This window comes from Streptomyces sp. NPDC038200, assembly GCF_055600785.1.
Window position 1 is genome coordinate 252,198 of the sequence record NZ_JBVJYH010000013.1, and the last position, 12,968, is coordinate 265,165.

Here is a 12,968-nt window from a genome sequence, read left to right on the forward strand (position 1 = left end):
GGCGGGCCGTTTCCCTCCGGGGAGGCGGCCCGCTTCTGTGTGCGAGCAAGACCACGTACGGGGAAACGGCTACCGGTGGGGCGGGGGTGTACGGCAGGATCCTGGGATGGAGCGTGTACGTGACCTCTCTGAGCTACCGAAAGCCCATCTGCACCTGCACTTCACCGGTTCGATGCGGCCGACGACCGTCCTGGAGCTGGCCGACAAGTACGGCGTACGTCTGCCCGATGCCCTGACGGAGGCCCTGACCAGCGGTGAACCGCCCAGGCTGCGTGCCACGGACGAGCGGGGCTGGTTCCGTTTCCAGCGGCTGTACGACGCGGCGCGCTCCTGCCTGCGCGAGCCGGAGGACATCCGGCGGCTGGTGCGGGAGGCCGCCGAGGAGGATCTGCAGGACGGTTCGGGCTGGCTGGAGATCCAGGTCGATCCGACGTCGTACGCGCCCCGGCTGGGCGGTCTGATCCCGGCTCTGGAGATCATCCTGGACGCGGTGGACACGACGTCCCGGGAGACCGGTCTCGGCATGCGCGTCCTGGTCGCCGCGAACCGTATGAAGCACCCGCTGGACGCGCGCACGCTGGCCCGGCTGGCGGTGCGCTACGCGGACCGGGGCGTGGTCGGCTTCGGGCTCTCCAACGACGAGCGGCGGGGCATGGCGCGGGACTTCGACCGGGCCTTCCACATCGCGCGCGAGGGCGGTCTGCTGTCGGCCCCGCACGGCGGCGAGCTGACCGGCCCGGCGTCGGTCCGGGACTGCCTGGACGACCTGGACGCCACGCGGATCGGGCACGGGGTGCGGGCGGCCGAAGACCCGCGGCTGCTGAAGCGGCTGGCCGACCGGGGTGTGACCTGCGAGGTGTGCCCGGCCTCGAACGTGGCGCTCGGTGTGTACGAGAAGCCGGAGGACGTCCCGCTGCGCACCCTCTTCGAGGCGGGCGTCCCGATGGCCCTGGGCGCCGACGACCCGCTGCTGTTCGGCTCCCGGCTCGCCGCGCAGTACGAGATCGCGCGCCACGCCCACGGTTTCTCGGACGCCGAGCTCGCGGAGCTGGCCCGGCAGTCGGTGCGGGCGTCGGCCGCTCCGGAGGAGGTCAGGACGCGGCTGCTGGCGGGCGTGGACGACTGGCTGGCGCGCCCGCCCGCCTGAGGTCACACGGCGGGCTCGGCGGCGGAGATCCCGCCCAGCAGGGTCCTGGCCAGCCGGGCGGCGAACTCCTGGGCGGGTGGCCGTTCGCCGCTCTCGGTGGCGTCGTAGGCGAACGCGCGCTGGGCGCAGGCGCCGAGGAGGAGCGAGGCGGCGGCGTAGGTGTCGGCGCCGGCGCGGACCCGGCCGACGGCCTGTTCGGCGCGGAGGTAGGCGTCCAGGCCCTGGATGGGCAGGTGCGGGCCGGAGCCGATGGCGCGCAGGGCGTCGTCGTGGCGCTGCTTGAGGCTGGTCTCGGCGTACAGGGAGGCGGCGATCGGGAAGCTCTGCTCGTAGAAGAGGGCGGCCTGCCGGGCGATCTCCGTGAGGTTCTCCTCCAGGGTGCCCTGTCCGGGTGCGGCGGCGAGGCTGCCGAGCAGGGGGGCCAGCCGGGGCAGGCGCTCGGCGAGGACCCGTACGAACAGGTCCTCCTTGCTGTCGAAGTGCTTGTAGAGGGCCGCTTCGGAGCAGCCGGCCGCGCGGGCGATCTCCTTGGTGGTGGCGCGGGCGAGGCCGACGGTGAGCATCAGCTCGTGGGCGGCGTCGAGGATGCGGACGCGCGCCGGCCTCTTCTCCATGGGGCTCCCCTGCTGCTTGACGGGTGGGTGAATGCTTACCCACTCTAGGGGACAGCAGGGTGAGTGAATACTCACCCACCTCATGAGGGAGCGGAGGAGTCACCATGAAGCTCACGGTTTTCGGTGCGACCGGGGGGATCGGCCGGGAGCTGGTCCGCCAGGCCCTGGACGCCGGTCACGCGGTCACGGCGGTCGTACGGGACCCCGCCCGGCTCGGTGTCGGCGGCGATCGCCTGGAGGTCGTCCGCAGCGGCCTGACCGGTCCGGACGAGCTGCGCGCCGCCGTCCGGGGCCGCGACGCCGTCCTGTCCGGTCTCGGCGCGCGCCGCCGCAAGGACGCCGGGGTGGCCGCCCGGCTGACCCGTACGGTGCTCGACGCCGTGGAGGCGGAGGACGTCCGCCGGCTGCTGGTGGTCAGCGCCGCGCCGGTCGGCCCGGCCCCGGCGGACGACGGCGCGCTGGACCGCGGGATGCGCGGCATCGTGTCGGCGATCCTGAAGGACGTGTACGCCGACCTGCGCGAGATGGAGGCCGAGCTGGCCCGCAGCGGCACGGACTGGACGTGCGTACGGCCGCCGCGGCTGCAGAACAAGCCGCTCACGGGCCGCTACCGCACCGTCGTCGGCGGCTTCCCGGCCAAGGGCCGCTTCATCGCGCGCGCGGACGTCGCGCACGCGATGCTGTCGATGGTCGACGCCGGGGAGACCGTGCGGCAGGGGGTGGGGGTGGCCTACTGAGCCGGGCCGGCTACAGGCTCACGCCCACGGTCACCGGCTCGTTGACCAGCGTGACGCCGAAGGCCTCGCGGACACCGGCGACCACCTCGCGGGCCAGGGCCAGCAGGTCCTCCGTGGTGGCCTCGCCGCGGTTGGTGAGGGCGAGGGTGTGCTTGGTGGAGATGCGGGCGGGTCCGGTGCCGTAGCCCTTGGTGAAGCCCGCCTTGTCGATCAGCCAGGCCGCGGAGGTCTTCGTGCGGTCCTCCCCCGCCGGGTAGGCGGGCGGCTCGACGCCGTCGCCCAGCCGCTCGCGCACGCGCGCGTGGAACGCGGCGAACTGCTCGTCGGTGAGGATCGGGTTGGTGAAGAAGGAACCGGCCGACCAGCTGTCGTGGTCGTCGGGGTCGAGCACCATGCCCTTGCCGGCGCGCAGCTTCAGCACGGTCTCGCGGGCGTCGGCCAGCGGCACCCGGTCGCCGGGCTCCACGCCGAGCGCACGGGCCGCCTCGGCGTACTTGACCGGCGCGGACAGCCCGCTCGCGTCCTCCAGCTCGAAGCGGACCCGGAGCACGACGTAGCGCTCGGGGTCGGCCTTGAAGCGGCTGTGACGGTACGAGAAGGCGCACTCCTCGTTCGTCAGTGTGACGGTCTCGCCGGCCCGCCGGTCGTACGCGATCACCTCCGTGATCGTCGAGGAGACCTCCTGGCCGTAGGCGCCCACGTTCTGGATCGGCGTGGCGCCCGCGGATCCGGGGATGCCGGCCAGGCACTCGATCCCGGCGAGGCCGGCCTCCACGGCGCGGGCGACCGCGTCGGTCCACACCTCGCCGGCCGCCAGCTCCAGGGTCGTGCCGCGCAGCTCGACACCGCGCGTGGCGATGCGCAGGGCGGTGCCGTCGAAGCCCTTGTCTCCGATGACCAGGTTCGATCCGCCGCCGATGAGCAGCAGCGGGGTGCCGCTCTCGTCGGCCTCGCGGACGGCGGCGATCACCTCGGCGTCGGTCGCGGCGGTCACCAGCCGCGTCGCGGGACCGCCCAGCCGGAAGGTGGTCAGCGGGGCAAGGGGGGCGTCGTGGAGTACCTGCACGGGCCCAAGACTACGAGACCCGTCCGACAGCGCCGTACGGGCAGGGCGGGGGGACTGTGCGGCCGGCACGCGCACGCGTGCCCTGCCCGAGCACCGCGCCCGTGCCGCGCCACCCGAGCAGGCCCGCGCGACCCCTCCGAGAGGGTGGCGCGCACCTGTGCCGCCTGACTGTGCGCACGGAGAAGCACGCGCGCGGAAGCCGACGCAGAGGCACGCACGCGCGCGTGAACCATGGTGAGCCATGGGTCCACGCGCGCGTGCACGGTGGTTCAGCCGCCCGGTGGCCGGGGCACGGGAGGCGGGCGGGTGGGCGCCGCAGCGGTCAGGAAGTGGTGGTCTCCAGGACCGGTGCGGGCGTCTGCCGGGCCGTCGGGCCGGTCCGCTCGGCGTTCCGGCGGCCGGGGATCACGAGGGCGGCGACCGCGGCGAGGGCGACCACCGCGGAACCGGTGACCAGGGCCGGCCGCAGACCGTCCACGAAGCTCTGCGCGGACTCGTAGCCGCCCTGCGCGGAGAAGATCGACGACATGATCGCGATACCGAGTGCGCCGCCCACCTCGCGCAGCGCGTTGTTCGCCCCGGAGGCGACGCCCTGCTCCTGCGTGCGGACGCTGGACATGACCAGGTTGGCGGCCGGTGCGAAGTACAGGGCCATGCCCACGCCGCTGATGATCAGGGCGGGCAGCTGGACGGCGTAGGAGGCGTCGGCGGTCGCCACCCAGGCCATGTAGCCGAGACCGGCCGCCTGCAGGAACAGGCCCGCGGCGACGACCGGCCGGCCACCGACACGGTCGGAGAGGATCCCGGCGACGGGGGCGACGAGCATCGGCATGCCGGTCCACGGGAGCATCCTGAGCCCGGCCTCGGTGGGCGAGTAGCCGAGGACGCCCTGCATGTACTGGCTGAGCAGGAAGATCGAGCCGAACATGCCGACGAACATCAGCAGGCTGGCCGCGTTGATCCCGGCGAAGGCGCGGGAGCGGAACAGGCGCATCGGCAGCATGGGTTCGGCGGCGCGGGAGCTGTAGAGCACGAAGCCCGCCAGCAGCGCCCCGCCCGCGATCAGCGCGGTGAGCACCACGGAGTCGGTCCAGCCGTCGGCGGGCCCGCGGACCAGCCCGTACACGATCCCGAAGAGGCCCCCGCTGGCGAGCAGCGTGCCGGGGACGTCGAGCCGGCCGCCGGTCCCGTGGGACTCGGCGAGGCGCAGCCGGGCGAGCGGCAGCACGGCCAGTCCGAGCGGGACGTTCAGCCAGAAGATCCAGTGCCAGGAGACGTGTTCGGTGAGGCTGCCGCCGATCAGCGGCCCGGAGGCGACGGCGAGCCCGTTGACGGCGCCCCAGATGCCGTACACCTTGCCACGCCTGGCGGCGGGCACGGCCGCGGTCAGCAGGGTCAGCGTGAGCGGCATCATCACGGCCGCGCCGACGCCCTGGACCGCGCGGGCGGCGATCAGGGAGCCGATGCCGGGTGCCATGGCCGCCGCGGCGGAGGCACCGGTGAACACGGCGAGTCCGGCGATGAAGAGCCGGCGGCGCCCGAAGCGGTCGCCGAGCGCGGCGCCGAACATCAGCAGGACGGCGAAGGTGAGCGTGTAGGCGCTCACGGTCCATTCCAGGTCGTCCAGCGCGCCGCCGAGGTCCTCGCGGATGGAGGGCAGGGCGGTGGTGACGACGAGGTTGTCCAGGGCCGCCATGAATCCGGCGACGCTGGTGATGATCAGGGCCCACACGGCCCCCGCGCGCGAGGTGGCGGAGGTGGTGCTGGGTGCTGCGGTCTGCTGTGCCATCGCTCCCCCCGGAGTGATCTCTGGTTACCCCTGTTAGTTATTGCTGACTAACTTCTTCGGGCAGACGGAACGACACCGCCCCGCCCGGCCCGCACTCCTACTTCTCCAGGCGCCCCGTCGCCCGAGCCGACGGGTAGAGCCCTTCCCACACCCGGTGCTGCGGCGGGAAGCCCATGGCCACCAGGCAGTTGATGAGCATTCCGTAGGCCAGGAAGGTGGTCGTCTCGTTGACGTCCGCGCCGAGCGGCAGATGGACCGCGTCCCACAGCCGCAGCCAGCCGGCCCGGACGCTCTCGCCGAACTCCCGGTCGCCCTCCTCCTCGGCCGCGGCCACCGCGACGTACATCTGCATCTGCATCATCAGCCGCTCGGGCCGTTCCGCGATGACCCTGGTGTACGCGTTCGCCATGGCGTGCAGGGCCTCTTCGCCCCGCAGCCCCTCGGACGCCTCCTCGAAGGTCCGGATGGTGTCGTCCACGCAGCGCTCCGCCGCCGCCAGGAAGATCGCCTTCTTGCCCGGGAAGAGCCGGAAGAGATACGGCTGCGACACCCCGACCCGCTTGGCGATCGCCTCGGTGGAGGTGCCGTGGTATCCGCCACGGCCGAACTCGGCCGTCGCCGCGCGAATGACGCTCTCGCGCCGCTCCTCCGCACTCATCCTGACCATGCGAGTAAGTTAGTACTCAATCACTAACTCTGCAAGGGCGGCTTCCGCGCGGGGATGCGCGTAAGGGGCGCCCTCTCAGGAAGGACGCCCCTTACATCGGTTGCACTGCGGCCGGGCCGTCAGGCCAGTCGTACGACCGCCCGGGACATGCCCAGCACCTTCTGGCCGTCGCTCTTCGCCGTCAGGTCCACCCGCACCGTGTGGTCGTCCAGCTTGGCCGCGACCTTGCCGCTGACCTCGATGAGGGCGCCCTGGTCGTCGTTCGGGACGATGACGGGCTTGGTGAAGCGGACGCCGTACTCCACGACCGCGGCCGGGTCCCCGGTCCAGTCGGTGACCACGCGGATCGCCTCGGCCATGGTGAACATGCCGTGCGCGATGACGTCCGGCAGGCCCACCTCCTTGGCGAACTTCTCGTTCCAGTGGATCGGGTTGAAGTCCCCGGAGGCTCCCGCGTACCGCACGAGCGTGGCTCGGGTCACGGGGAAGCTCTGCGCCGGCAGTTCGGTGCCGACCTCGACGTCGTCGTACGCGATCTTCGCCGTCATCAGGCCCTCACGCCTCCTCGGCCGCGCGGGCCACGAGCTTGGTCCAGGCGGTCACGACGTGCTCGCCGGCCTCGTCGTGCACCTCGCCGCGGATGTCCAGGATGTCGTTGCCCGCGAGGGACTTGATCGCCTCGATCGTGGAGGTGACGGTGAGCCGGTCGCCCGCGCGCACCGGGCGGGCGTAGGCGAACTTCTGGTCACCGTGCACCACTCGGCTGTAGTCCAGCCCGAGCTGGGGGTCCTCGACGACCTGTCCGGCGGCCCGGAAGGTGATGGAGAACACAAAGGTCGGCGGGGCGATCACATCGGGGTGACCGAGCGCCTTGGCGGCCTCGGGGTCCGTGTACACCGGGTTGCTCTCGCCCACCGCCTCGGCGAACTCGCGGATCTTCTCCCGGCCCACCTCATAGGGCGCGGTGGGCGGGTAGGTCCGTCCCACGAAGGACTGGTCGAGCGCCATGGCCCGGCACCTCCTGATGTCTGCTGTGCTGTCCCCAAATTAGCCGGAAACCCGCCACGGAATGTGCCCGGGCCGGTGCGGCGAAGTGGGTGCCGAGCCGGTGAAACGCCGTGAGGCCGCCCCCTCGGAAGGGGACGGCCTCACGGACGAGCCTGTTTATCGCGTTTCGCGGTGCGCGGTGTGCGCGTTGCAACGCGGGCAGTGCTTCTTCATCTCAAGACGATCCGGGTTGTTACGCCGGTTCTTCTTGGTGATGTAGTTCCGCTCCTTGCACTCCACGCAGGCCAGCGTGATCTTCGGGCGGACGTCGGTGGCAGCCACGTGAGTGCTCCTAAGACGAACGGATGGACTAATTCAACGCAAGAAAGAGTAGCCGATCGAAGGACCGACCCCGCAATCGGCTACTGTCAGTAGCGGTGACCGGACTTGAACCGGTGACACAGCGATTATGAGCCGCTTGCTCTACCGACTGAGCTACACCGCTTTGATGAGATCAGTCCCCGCCTTGCGACGGGAACCTCTCACACCAGAGCCCCAAAACGGAATCGAACCGTTGACCTTCTCCTTACCATGGAGACGCTCTGCCGACTGAGCTATTGGGGCGAGCGATGAAGACATTACACGGTCCGCCGCCGTTCGCCCAAATCCTTATCCCACCGCCCACCGCGGCCCTCCTCCCAGCGCTCTCGGCAGCCCCCTGGGCCCCTTGCGGCCGGTGGCCCTCACGCGCCGTCCGGACGGGCAGAAGGGCGACCGCGGGCCTACGACCTGGGGCGGGGGTGGTGGCGGTGGGGCGGGCCGTGAGCCAGGTCGGAGCCGGGCGGTGAGCCGCGCCGCGCGGTGAAGGCACCCACACGCGCGGGGGGCGTGGGCGTGGGCGGGCACGGCACGCGCGCGTGTGGGCTTAGGCGTGGGCGTCGGCGAGCCCGGCGGGAGCGGCACGCACGCAGGGGCATCGGCTGCACGGCGTGAGCGGCACGCGCGCGGGGGCGTCGGCGGGCGCCTCCCGGGGCGGGCCACGCCGGTACGACTATTGCGCTCCTCCGCGTTGTGCGCTGCTCGCCACCCTAGGCTCGACTCACTCTGCGTGATCTTGGGGCGACGTACGGCCTCGAATCGACGTACGGCCTCGAATCCCTCACGCCGGCCCGCCCGAGCCGCCGGCCCGACCCTGGAGCGCGATGCCCGACAGCCAGCCGCAGCCGCAACCGCCGTCGAACTCGTCGGGCTCCTCGGGGCCGTCCGAACCGGCCGCCCTCCTGCTCTGCGGGGCGCGGCTCACCGACGGCCGGACCGTGGACGTGCGGCTCGGCGGGGGGCGCATCGAGGCGGTGGGCACGACCGGCAGTCTCGCCCCGGGGCCGGCCCGGAAGGGCGTCATGCGCGTGGACCTGACCGGCTACCTGCTCCTGCCGGCGCCGGCCGAACCGCACGCCCACGGCGACACGGCCCTGTCCGCCGAACGCCCGGGCCCGGTGTCGTACGCCCCCGAGGACGTCCAGCGCCGGGCGACGGAGGCCGCCCTGCTGCAACTCGGGCACGGGGCTACGGCGGTGCGCGCGCACGTGCGCGTGGGCGACGTGCAGGGACTCGGCGCACTCGGCGCGGTCCTTCAGGCACGGCGGTCGCTGCGTGGGCTGGCCGAGCTGACGACGGTGGCGATGCCGCGGCTGCTGACCGGTGCGGCCGGCGCCGACGGGCTCGCGATACTGCGGGACGCCGTGAAGATGGGCGCCTCCGTGGTGGGCGGCTGCCCCGATCTGGACCCGGACCCCACGGGCTACGTGGAGACGGTCCTGGAGGTGGCGTCCGAGCACGGCTGCCCGGTGGACCTGCACACCGATGCCGCCGACTCGGCCCGGCTGTCCCGGCTCGCGGCCATGGCCGGGGGCCTGCGCCCCGGTGTGACGATCGGACCGTGCGCGGGTCTCGCGCGCCTGCCCGCCGAGGCCGCCTCCCGCGTCGCCGACCAGCTCGCCGCGGCCGGTGTGACGGTGGTGTGCCTGCCCCAGGGGCGCTGCGGCGGCGCCGACCGGCGGGGCACGGCGCCGGTACGGCTGCTGCGCGCGGCCGGGGTGCGGGTGGCGGCCGGCAGCGGCGCGCTGCGCGATGTCTCGAACCCGGTGGGCCGCGGGGACCCCCTGGAGGCCGCCTACCACCTCGCCTCCCTCCACGGCCTGCGCCCGGAGGACGCCTACGACGCCGTGTGCGCCTCCGCCCGCACGGTGCTGGGGCTGCCGGAGGTGCGCGTGGAGGCGGGCTTCCCCGCCGAACTGCTGGCCGTGCGCGGTGACCATCTCGCCGGAGCGCTCTCCCTGGCCTACAGCCGGATCGTGGTGCACAGGGGCCGGGTGGTGGCCCGCACCAGCGCGGTCCGCGAGTACTGCAACTCGGCGGCGGCAGCGGAACTGGGGCTGCCGCGGCAGGGGCGTGGGGAGCTGTCGTGAGCGTGGGGGCCGCCGGGGGGTGGGGAGCCGTCCGGGAGCTGTCCTAAGCGTGTGAGCCGGGGTGGGGAGCGGTCCTGAGCGTGTGAGCCGACGTGGGGAGCGGTCCTGAGCGTTCGGGTCGGCGTAGGGAGCGGTCCTGAGCGTGCGGGCCGGTGTGGGGCGGGGCGGGCGCGGAGTGCGGGGACGTCCGTGCGCCCGGCGTGTCGGAGTGCCTGTGTCGCGGGGGCCCGGCGCGCTCGGGTCACGCCGGTTAAGTCGTGCGGCGGCTGCGCCCCTTCGGGCGTACGGTCGGAATCATGCGCATTGTCATCGCTGGTGGTCATGGACAGATCGCGCTGCGGCTGGAGCGTCTGCTCTCCGCGCGCGGAGACGAGGTCGCGGGCATCATCCGCAAGCCCGAACAGGGCGACGATCTGCGGGAGGCCGGCGCCGAACCGGTCCTGCTCGACCTGGAGTCCGCGTCGCTGGAGGAGGTCGCGGCGCACCTGCAGGGCGCGGACGCCGCGGTCTTCGCGGCCGGCGCGGGCCCGGGCAGCGGCATTGCCCGCAAGGACACGGTGGACAGGGGCGCGGCGGTGCTGTTCGCGGACGCGGCCGTACGCACGCGCGTACGACGCTTCGTGGTGGTCTCCTCGATGGGCGCGGACCCCGCGCACCAGGGGAACGAGGTCTTCGACGCGTACCTGCGCGCCAAGGGCGAGGCCGACGCCTACGTCACCCGGCAGGAGGCGCTGGACTGGACGATCCTGCGGCCGGGCTCGCTGACGAACGACGCGGGGACCGGTCTGGTCCGCATGGAGGCGCACACCGGACGCGGCTCGATCCCTCGGGACGACGTGGCGGCCGTCCTCGCCGAACTCGTGGACACGCCGGCGACGGCCGGTCTCACGCTGGAGCTGATCAGCGGGTCGACGCCGGTGTCGGTCGCGGTCAAGTCGGTGGCCGGGAACTGAGACCGGCCGCCGTCCGTTGACGGGTCGAACCCGCCGCACGACCCGCGACAAGACCCGCTCGCCCCGAGGTAACCGTCGCCCGTGCTGCACCTCCCGCTGCACGCCCGTGCCAGTGCACGCCCCGCAGCACGGACCGGCGGGCAGCACCGAGCGGGCGGCTCCGGCCCGCTGCGCGCCTCCTCCGACTCCCTGCTGACGCTCTGTCGGAGCACTGTCGCCCGCTCCGGTACGCCCCGCTGTCCGCCCGTCGGTTTCGGCTGCCGAGTGGCGAGCGACCCGTCGGATGCGGTTACCGGCCGGCCGTCGACCCGTCGGCGTTCAGAACAGCGGCAACTGCCCCGGGAAGTCCGGCACGGCATAGCCGTCCAGGGAGGGCTGAACGGCACCGAGTTGTGCCTGCAGCCGTGACCCGGTGCAGGAGACGAGTTCGCCGCTCTCCCGTGTCCCGGGCGGGTCGTGCCGCGCGAAGCGGCCCGCCACGACGGCGATTTCGCGGCGGCACACGGGGCAGGTTCTGCGTCGGGAGGACATGTCGCCAGTGTGCCCGGAACAGGCCGTCGGGCGCCTGCCCCGAACGAGTACTGCGGCACGCCGGCCCCCGGAAGAGGCCGTTGTGCGCGGGCGCCCGGCGAGTGCGGTGGTGCGTTCAGGTCCGGGTCTCCACTTCCCACCGGTCGGGGCCCACTCCACGCCAGTCGATCAGCGGCGAGTCGGCCACGTCTTCCGGTTCGATCTCCAGCCCCGCCCGGCGCAGAAACTCCACCAGGTCCCGCACGTTGTGCGCGAGGCCGAGGATCTCGCCGTCCACCCGCACCCGGCGACCGCCGGTCGGGGACGGCAGGTGCACGATGATCGGACGTTTCCCGGCCATGGCTCCAGCATCATCCGGACCGCCCGGGCCCGCACCCCGGCCGGTCATTCGAGAATCCCCAGCACGGTGTCCGGCCGGCACAGCGGGCACGCCGGGACACCTCCGTCAGTGAGGGCCCGTACCGCCTGCTCCCGGCCGACACCCTTCGCCCGTCCGCCGGCGCCGGTGCAGCCGCCGACATGGACGTACACCGCGCTGCGCCCGTTCAGGCCCCGCTCGATGGTCCACTCCGGAGCCTTCCGCCGGGCGGTGAGACCGCGCTGCCGCTCGGCGTCCCGCCGCTCCTCGTCGGCGATCCACCGGTCCATCAACGCAAGCTGCCTGGCAGCCTGATGTTCGACGACGCGGCGGGCGAAGCGCAGCATGTCGAGACGCGTCAGCGGACGGTCCTCGTTCACACGTTCGATTCTAGTCAAGTCGGCGGGAAGCGCGAGCATCGGCCCCTCCCACCCGGTGCCCTGGACGCCGCACCGATCGCGCGTCCGGCTCGGGAGCGGGCGGTCACGACCGCGGGGAGAGCCTCAGCGCGCGGGCGAAGCAGGGGAGGCCGGCCAGGGGCCAGAACAGCGAGCGCGGCGACGGCGACGGCTGCAAGACGGGCGCGAGGCGCGAGCCAGGCACCCGCGAGCGGACCGCACAGGGGTCACGTAGTGCCGTCCGAGGTCGGTTCCGGTTTGGTGTGGAGGACTTCGCGGGCCTGATCCGCGGCGCGAATGATGCTCTCGGAGACGAAGTCGACGAACCGGGCGATGTTCTCCAGGCGGGTGCCGGCCGGGGTGCCGGAGCCGAGGACGCCGACGCCCTGCCGCGCGGTCTCCGCGACCTGGGCGGTGCCGCGGGCGCTGGCCATCATGGACTGGTACCAGACGTCGTCGTCGACGACGTAGCGCTCACGGCGGCGTTCGTCGCGCTCCCGGCGGACGAGACCCTGGCTCTCGAGGAACGCGACCGCCTTGGAGACGGACGCCGGGCTGACCTGCAGGCGCTGGACGAGTTCGGACGCGGTGAGGCTGCCCGCGTCACTGATGCACAGGCAGGCCAGCACCCGGGCCATCATCTTGGGCGTGCCCGACTGCATGAGGACGGTGGTGAACGTCTCCTCGTACTCGCGCACCGCCTCGGCGTCGCGCCCGTGGGCGTGCGGGGGCGCCTTCGGGCCCCGGGGCGCGGCCTGTCTGCCGCGGTGGGCGCGGCGTTCGGTGGCACGGTGGGCGAGGTCGGCGCGGTAGGCGGTGGGGCCGCCGTTGCGCATCACCTCGCGCGTGATCGTCGAGGTCGGACGCTCCAGCCGCCTGGCGATCTCGGCGTAGGCGAGGCCGTCGGCCAGCCCCAGTGCGATCTGCTGGCGTTCCTGCTGCGTGAGCCTGCCTCCCGGCATCGCGGCCTCCTTCGTGGTCTCCGACGCCTTCCAGCATAGCGTTCACTTTCAATCCATTGCAACGGAGGAGCGGGCTACTGTTGCGTTACGCCGCAGAGCGTTGCAACGATTTTCTGGCTCTCACCTGCGCTTATTGCGGAATCACGCAATGAATACGTTGCCGATCACGCGAACGCAACGTAGCTTTTCCGTCATAAGAAAGCACCGCGCCGAAGGAGCGCACGGTGCGGAAGAAGGAGAGCCACGATGCAGAAGTTCGACACCCCCGCCCAGGTGACCGCCGTCCTGGAC

At 72.7% G+C, this 12,968-nt stretch carries 15 protein-coding genes and 2 tRNA genes; 4 read left to right on the forward strand and 13 right to left on the reverse strand.

The features are described from left to right. The first annotated feature begins 106 nt into the window (after positions 1 to 106). Positions 107 to 1,147 carry an adenosine deaminase gene (locus ACZ7KF_RS26090; RefSeq protein ID WP_471079586.1) on the forward strand — a complete coding sequence of 347 codons (1,041 nt, stop codon included), beginning with the start codon at positions 107 to 109 and terminating at the stop codon, positions 1,145 to 1,147. A gap of 2 nt (positions 1,148 to 1,149) precedes the next feature. Here ACZ7KF_RS26090 and ACZ7KF_RS26095 read toward each other — a convergent pair whose 3' ends face one another. Continuing rightward, the gene (locus ACZ7KF_RS26095; protein ID WP_471079589.1) at positions 1,150 to 1,761 is read right to left on the reverse strand and encodes a TetR/AcrR family transcriptional regulator; all 612 of its coding nucleotides are present in this window, start codon (positions 1,759 to 1,761) and stop codon (positions 1,150 to 1,152) included. Between the two features lie 104 nt (positions 1,762 to 1,865). Between ACZ7KF_RS26095 and ACZ7KF_RS26100 the strand changes: the two genes are divergently transcribed. Further along, on the forward strand, positions 1,866 to 2,498 hold the full coding sequence (locus ACZ7KF_RS26100) for an NAD(P)-dependent oxidoreductase (protein WP_471079592.1): 633 nt from the start codon (positions 1,866 to 1,868) through the stop codon (positions 2,496 to 2,498). Between the two features lie 10 nt (positions 2,499 to 2,508). Here the strand turns inward: ACZ7KF_RS26100 and ACZ7KF_RS26105 are convergent, their stop codons facing one another. From ACZ7KF_RS26105 to ACZ7KF_RS26140, 8 genes are all read right to left on the reverse strand, one after another. Beyond that, positions 2,509 to 3,564: a UDP-N-acetylmuramate dehydrogenase gene (locus ACZ7KF_RS26105; protein ID WP_471079595.1), complete on the reverse strand. Its 1,056-nt coding sequence runs from the start codon at positions 3,562 to 3,564 to the stop codon at positions 2,509 to 2,511. Between the two features lie 322 nt (positions 3,565 to 3,886). Further along, the gene (locus ACZ7KF_RS26110) at positions 3,887 to 5,353 is read right to left on the reverse strand and encodes a DHA2 family efflux MFS transporter permease subunit (RefSeq protein WP_471079598.1); all 1,467 of its coding nucleotides are present in this window, start codon (positions 5,351 to 5,353) and stop codon (positions 3,887 to 3,889) included. Positions 5,354 to 5,450: 97 nt separating this feature from the next. After that, positions 5,451 to 6,020, reverse strand: a complete 570-nt coding sequence (locus tag ACZ7KF_RS26115) for a TetR/AcrR family transcriptional regulator (protein ID WP_471079601.1) — start codon at positions 6,018 to 6,020, stop codon at positions 5,451 to 5,453. Positions 6,021 to 6,139: 119 nt separating this feature from the next. Next, positions 6,140 to 6,568, reverse strand: coding sequence for a MaoC family dehydratase (locus ACZ7KF_RS26120; protein WP_471079604.1), 429 nt, complete (start codon positions 6,566 to 6,568; stop codon positions 6,140 to 6,142). Positions 6,569 to 6,575: 7 nt separating this feature from the next. Further along, entirely contained in the window at positions 6,576 to 7,028 is a 453-nt protein-coding gene (locus tag ACZ7KF_RS26125; protein WP_471079606.1) for an FAS1-like dehydratase domain-containing protein, read from the reverse strand. A gap of 156 nt (positions 7,029 to 7,184) precedes the next feature. Continuing rightward, positions 7,185 to 7,349: a 50S ribosomal protein L33 gene (gene rpmG / locus ACZ7KF_RS26130; RefSeq protein WP_003948671.1), complete on the reverse strand. Its 165-nt coding sequence runs from the start codon at positions 7,347 to 7,349 to the stop codon at positions 7,185 to 7,187. A 90-nt stretch (positions 7,350 to 7,439) separates the two neighbouring features. Continuing rightward, positions 7,440 to 7,512, reverse strand: a tRNA-Met gene (locus tag ACZ7KF_RS26135). Between the two features lie 46 nt (positions 7,513 to 7,558). Beyond that, a tRNA-Thr gene (locus ACZ7KF_RS26140) sits at positions 7,559 to 7,631 on the reverse strand. Between the two features lie 578 nt (positions 7,632 to 8,209). Between ACZ7KF_RS26140 and ACZ7KF_RS26145 the strand changes: the two genes are divergently transcribed. Next, on the forward strand, positions 8,210 to 9,475 hold the full coding sequence (locus ACZ7KF_RS26145; protein ID WP_471079609.1) for an amidohydrolase family protein: 1,266 nt from the start codon (positions 8,210 to 8,212) through the stop codon (positions 9,473 to 9,475). A 296-nt stretch (positions 9,476 to 9,771) separates the two neighbouring features. Then, entirely contained in the window at positions 9,772 to 10,428 is a 657-nt protein-coding gene (locus ACZ7KF_RS26150) for an NAD(P)H-binding protein (RefSeq protein WP_471079612.1), read from the forward strand. A 318-nt stretch (positions 10,429 to 10,746) separates the two neighbouring features. On the opposite strand, the gene ACZ7KF_RS26155 is transcribed toward ACZ7KF_RS26150, so the two are convergent. The 4 genes from ACZ7KF_RS26155 to ACZ7KF_RS26170 all read right to left on the reverse strand — a co-directional run bounded on the left by ACZ7KF_RS26155 (position 10,747) and on the right by ACZ7KF_RS26170 (position 12,677). Further along, on the reverse strand, positions 10,747 to 10,959 hold the full coding sequence (locus ACZ7KF_RS26155) for a hypothetical protein (RefSeq protein ID WP_471079615.1): 213 nt from the start codon (positions 10,957 to 10,959) through the stop codon (positions 10,747 to 10,749). 115 nt (positions 10,960 to 11,074) lie between these two features. Next, entirely contained in the window at positions 11,075 to 11,299 is a 225-nt protein-coding gene (locus ACZ7KF_RS26160; RefSeq protein WP_225824972.1) for a hypothetical protein, read from the reverse strand. 44 nt (positions 11,300 to 11,343) lie between these two features. Beyond that, a complete protein-coding gene (locus ACZ7KF_RS26165) occupies positions 11,344 to 11,697 on the reverse strand; it encodes a DUF6233 domain-containing protein (RefSeq protein WP_471079618.1) in 354 nt (117 codons plus the stop codon). Between the two features lie 245 nt (positions 11,698 to 11,942). Continuing rightward, on the reverse strand, positions 11,943 to 12,677 hold the full coding sequence (locus ACZ7KF_RS26170; protein ID WP_471079621.1) for a GbsR/MarR family transcriptional regulator: 735 nt from the start codon (positions 12,675 to 12,677) through the stop codon (positions 11,943 to 11,945). Positions 12,678 to 12,968 lie beyond the last annotated feature (291 nt).

Coding starts and splice junctions, on each gene's coding strand:
- ACZ7KF_RS26100 (WP_471079592.1), top strand. CDS start 1,866: ATGAAGCTCACGGTTTTCGGTGCGACCGGGGGGATCGGCCGGGAGCTG.
- ACZ7KF_RS26160 (WP_225824972.1), bottom strand. CDS start 11,299: ATGGCCGGGAAACGTCCGATCATCGTGCACCTGCCGTCCCCGACCGGC.
- ACZ7KF_RS26125 (WP_471079606.1), bottom strand. CDS start 7,028: ATGGCGCTCGACCAGTCCTTCGTGGGACGGACCTACCCGCCCACCGCG.
- ACZ7KF_RS26155 (WP_471079615.1), bottom strand. CDS start 10,959: ATGTCCTCCCGACGCAGAACCTGCCCCGTGTGCCGCCGCGAAATCGCC.
- ACZ7KF_RS26090 (WP_471079586.1), top strand. CDS start 107: ATGGAGCGTGTACGTGACCTCTCTGAGCTACCGAAAGCCCATCTGCAC.
- ACZ7KF_RS26095 (WP_471079589.1), bottom strand. CDS start 1,761: ATGGAGAAGAGGCCGGCGCGCGTCCGCATCCTCGACGCCGCCCACGAG.
- ACZ7KF_RS26110 (WP_471079598.1), bottom strand. CDS start 5,353: ATGGCACAGCAGACCGCAGCACCCAGCACCACCTCCGCCACCTCGCGC.
- ACZ7KF_RS26145 (WP_471079609.1), top strand. CDS start 8,210: ATGCCCGACAGCCAGCCGCAGCCGCAACCGCCGTCGAACTCGTCGGGC.
- ACZ7KF_RS26150 (WP_471079612.1), top strand. CDS start 9,772: ATGCGCATTGTCATCGCTGGTGGTCATGGACAGATCGCGCTGCGGCTG.
- ACZ7KF_RS26115 (WP_471079601.1), bottom strand. CDS start 6,020: ATGGTCAGGATGAGTGCGGAGGAGCGGCGCGAGAGCGTCATTCGCGCG.
- ACZ7KF_RS26120 (WP_471079604.1), bottom strand. CDS start 6,568: ATGACGGCGAAGATCGCGTACGACGACGTCGAGGTCGGCACCGAACTG.
- ACZ7KF_RS26170 (WP_471079621.1), bottom strand. CDS start 12,677: ATGCCGGGAGGCAGGCTCACGCAGCAGGAACGCCAGCAGATCGCACTG.